Source organism: uncultured Methylobacterium sp. (assembly GCF_964251405.1).
Lineage (GTDB): Bacteria > Pseudomonadota > Alphaproteobacteria > Rhizobiales > Beijerinckiaceae > Methylobacterium.
This window is the reverse complement of the sequence record NZ_CAXUJR010000012.1, coordinates 50,296-54,687: the sequence shown is the minus strand read 5'-3', so window position 1 is coordinate 54,687 and position 4,392 is coordinate 50,296. Positions and strand designations below refer to the sequence as shown.

Sequence of the window (4,392 nt, the reverse complement as noted above, 5' to 3'; positions counted from 1 at the left end):
CTGAGCTTCCGGCTCCGTGACGGGTGCTTCAGTTTCCGCAATGCCTTCGCCTCGATCTGGCGGATGCGCTCGCGGGTCACCGAGAATTGCTGGCCGACCTCTTCCAGGGTGTGGTCGGTGTTCATGCCGATGCCGAAACGCATGCGCAGCACGCGCTCCTCGCGCGGCGTCAGCGAGGCGAGCACGCGCGTCGTGGTCTCGCGCAGGTTCGACTGGATCGCCGCGTCGATGGGAAGGACGACGTTTTTGTCCTCGATGAAGTCGCCGAGGTGGCTGTCCTCCTCGTCGCCGATGGGCGTCTCTAGGGAGATCGGCTCCTTGGCGATCTTGAGGACCTTGCGCACCTTCTCCAGCGGCATGGCAAGCTTCTCGGCCAGTTCCTCGGGCGTCGGCTCGCGGCCGATCTCGTGGAGCATCTGGCGCGACGTCCGCACGATCTTGTTGATCGTCTCGATCATGTGGACCGGGATGCGGATGGTGCGGGCCTGATCGGCGATCGAGCGGGTGATCGCCTGGCGGATCCACCACGTCGCGTAGGTCGAGAACTTGTAGCCGCGGCGGTACTCGAACTTATCGACGGCCTTCATCAGGCCGATGTTGCCCTCCTGGATCAGGTCGAGGAACTGCAGGCCGCGGTTGGTGTACTTCTTGGCGATCGAGATCACGAGGCGGAGGTTGGCCTCGATCATCTCCTTCTTGGCCTGGCGGGCTTCGCGCTCGCCCTTCTGGACCATGTTGACGATCTTGCGGTACTCGCCGATCTCGAGCCCGGTCTCGGATGCGAGCGTCAGGATCTGCTCGCGCAGATCGCCGACCTGCTTGGCGCCCTTCTCGACGAGGTTCTTCCAGCCCTTGCCGCCGAGCGTGCCGACTCGTTGCATCCAGTTCGGGTCGAGTTCCCAGCCCTGGTAATGGCGCAGGAACTCGTCGCGGGCGACGCCGTGGCTCTCGGCGTAGCGCATCAGGCGGCCCTCGTGTGAGATCAGCCGCTTGTTGATGTCGTAGAGCTGCTCGACCAGAGCCTCGATGCGGTTGGCGTTGAGCGAGAGCGACTTCACGTCGGCGACGACGGTGTCCTTCAGCTCGGACTGCTTGCGTCCCTGCGCGGGCGTCTGGGTGCCGCCTCCCGCCTTCAGCTCGCCGTGCTCGTTCTGGAGCTTGCGCAGCTTCTTGTAGTTGTTGGCGATGTTGTCGAAGGTCTCGAGGACACGCGGCTTGATCTCTGCTTCCATCGCCGCGAGCGAGACGTTGTTCTCCATGTCGTCATCGTCGTCGCTGCCCTCGGCCGGAACCGGAGCCTCGACTTCCGCCTCGGCTTCCTCGCCCTCGGTGATCTGAGGCGCGTTCTTCGCGTCGGGGCCGGCATAGGTGGCCTCGAGGTCGATGATGTCGCGCAGGAGCACGCGGCCGTCGACGAGCTCGTCGCGCCAGATGATGATGGCCTGGAAGGTCAGCGGGCTCTCGCAGAGACCCGCGATCATCGCTTCGCGACCGGCCTCGATTCGCTTGGCGATGGCGATCTCGCCCTCGCGCGACAGGAGCTCCACCGAGCCCATCTCGCGCAGATACATCCGCACCGGATCGTCGGTGCGGTCTGTCGGCTCTTTGGTGGTCGTCTCGCGCAGCGCCACGGGCTTCGCCGGTGCGATCTCGGCGACCTCGGTCCCCTCGGCGCCGTCCTCGTCCTCCGACGCCTCGCCGTTGGCGGGCTTGTCGCTAGTCGCGTCCTCGGTCTCCTCGGCCTCGACGACGTTGATGCCCATCTCGGAGAGCTGGGACAGGACGTCCTCGATCTGGTCGGGATCGGACTGCCCGTCGGGCAGGACCTCGTTGATCTCCTCATAGGTGATGTAGCCGCGCTTCTTGGCGAGCTTCACCATCCGCTTGACGGAGGCATCCGTCAGGTCGAGGAGCGGTCCGTCGGTCTGTTGCTCGGTGGCAGCATCCGTCTCGTCCCGTTCCGTTGCCTTGGTTGCCATGATCAGCCTATTGTTGCCGCACGAACGTCGAGCGGGAGCCAGATGCCCCTCGCGGTCGACGCCGCACTCTCATATTGGTCTGCGGACGCTGATGCGCGACCGCGTCGATGTCAGATCCCGGTATGCAAGCAAGACGCTTGACCGAATGTTAACTATGGTCCGCGATCCGACCATCCGGCGCGAAAACCCGGGCTCAAGCCGTCGGCGTCTCGGCCCCAGTGGGCGAATCCGCTTCAGCTTCCGCCCCCGTAACGACAGCCAGACGTTCCTTCACATCGCATAGCCAAGCGAAATTGGCCTCGGTCGGATCTTCGACCAGGGCCAGCTCGGCTTGGCGGAGTTCGCTATTTAGCGCGCCTGACCTGCAGTGCAAGATCACGGCCTGACGCAATGCGTCTTCGAGCCGCATCGGATCGGCATGCGGATCGAGGATCCAGCGGTCCCCTGGACGCACGTGCGATGATAGCCGCTCTGCCGCCGCCTGCAAACCCGCGCGCTTCAGGCGGCTCTCCAGGACCTCGACGTCAGGTTGGCCAGCTTCCGCATGGGCGTCGAGGAGGAGCGAGCGAAGGGCCTGCGCGTCCGGGTCGTCGAGCACGAGCGCCGCGAGGTCCTCCGCCTCGATGCCGAGGAGTTCCGGGTGGACGAGGAGGCTCGACACGATCATCGCCTCACGGTCGCGGAAGGCGGCGTGGCCCGACGCTCCGGTGGCGCCGGCATAGAGCGGGTTGAAGGAGGTCGTGATCCGCGGTGACGGCGCCGGATCGTCCATTCGCCCGCGACGCGGGCCGCCCTGAAAGACCGGGCGCTGATAGCTGCCGCGCGGTCTCGCGCCGCCCTGTGGCGAGACGGTGCGCAACCGCTCCTCGATCTCGTCGCGATAGAACCGGCGGACGGTCTCGTCGCGGATGCCGGCCACCATCGCCCGCACGGACTTGGCGAGGCCCGCCCGACGCTCGGGCGTGTCCACGGGTGCTGCCTCGAGGGCGCGCGACCACAGCACGTCGACGAGCGGGCGGGCGCCATCGAGTACCTTGTCGATGGCTGCCGCGCCGCCGGAGCGGAGGAGGTCGTCGGGGTCCTGGCCTTCGGGCAGCAGGGCGAATCGCAGCGACCTGCCGGGTTCGAGGGACGGCAGCGCCGTCTCGATGGCTCGCAGGGCCGCGCGCTGTCCGGCCGAATCGCCGTCGAAGCACAGGATCGGCTCGTCGCCATGGCGCCAGAGCAGGGCGAGTTGCTCCTCGGTGAGTGCCGTTCCCATGGGTGCCACGACGTTGGCATGGCCCGCCATGGTCATGGCGATGACGTCGACATAGCCTTCCACCGCGATGATCGTCCCGCGATCATGGGCCGCCTTGCGGGCTCCGTGCAGGTTGTAGAGGACCTGACCCTTGTGGAAGAGCGGCGTCTCCGGCGAGTTCAGGTACTTTGCCTTGGCCTCGGCCTGCATCGCCCGGCCACCGAAGGCGATGACCCGGCCGCGGCTGTTGGTGATCGGGAAGATGACCCGGTCACGGAACTTGTCGAAGGGCACCGCGACGTCGTCGGCGCTCACGAGAAGCCCGAGTTCGGCCATCAGCTCCTTGTCGACATCTTTTCCCGCGAGGTGGTCGCGCAGGCCGTAGCGGTCGCCGGTGGCGTAGCCGAGCCGGAAGCGGGCGCGGATCTCGGGCGTCAGGCCGCGGCCGTCGAGATAGGCCCGAGCCTGCGTGCCGGAGCGACCGCGCAGCTGTTCCTCGAAGAAGGCGGCGGCGAGTTCCATGACCTCGAAGGCGCCCCGGCGCTTCGTCTCCATCTCGCGAGTGTCGGCGCTGGGGGCGGGCAGCGCGACGCCGGCCTCGCCGGCCAGACGCTCTACGGCCTCGGGAAAGCTCAGGCCCTCCGTCTCCATCAAGAAGGTGAAGACGTCGCCGTGCTTTCCGCTTGAGAAGCAGTGGTAGAACTGCTTCTGGTCGTTGACGTAGAAGGACGGCGACTTCTCGGCATTGAACGGCGACAGCCCGCGCCACTCGCGACCGGCCTTCTTCAGCCGCACACGCCGCCCGACCACGTCGGAGGCGGGCAGCCGCGCTCTGATCTCTTCGAGGATGTGAGGGGGGTAGCGCACGGCGAGCTTGAGCCATCCGGTTGGAGCAGCCCAACCTTATAGCGCAGCAGGCCTTACCGAGTCCCGACGCTTCGCAGCCGGTCACGCCTGCCAAGGGTTCAACAGCGGGATATCCAGAGCTTCGAAATCCTTGCTGTTGCGCGTCACGAGACTCAGCCCATGTCGGCATGCCGTAGCGGCAATGAAGCCGTCCATTGCGGAGATGGGACGTCCACGGTGTTGAGCCTGGACCATCAGGCGCCCCCAGACATCGGCCGTGACCTCGTCAATTCCGAGCAGCCGGCCGTCGAAGCGAAGCGGCAGGTC

Annotated in this window: 3 protein-coding genes; all 3 read right to left on the bottom strand. The window is 66.5% G+C overall.

Translation table 11 applies throughout. The features are described 5' to 3' along the window. A partial coding sequence (gene rpoD / locus ACFE7U_RS04065) for an RNA polymerase sigma factor RpoD (RefSeq protein ID WP_375408450.1) occupies positions 1–1,979 on the bottom strand: 1,979 nt, incomplete at its 3' end. A 193-nt stretch (positions 1,980–2,172) separates the two neighbouring features. Next, positions 2,173–4,086: a DNA primase gene (gene dnaG, locus ACFE7U_RS04060; RefSeq protein ID WP_375408449.1), complete on the bottom strand. Its 1,914-nt coding sequence runs from the start codon at positions 4,084–4,086 to the stop codon at positions 2,173–2,175. Between the two features lie 81 nt (positions 4,087–4,167). Further along, a partial coding sequence (locus ACFE7U_RS04055) for a PIN domain-containing protein (RefSeq protein WP_375408448.1) occupies positions 4,168–4,392 on the bottom strand: 225 nt, incomplete at its 5' end.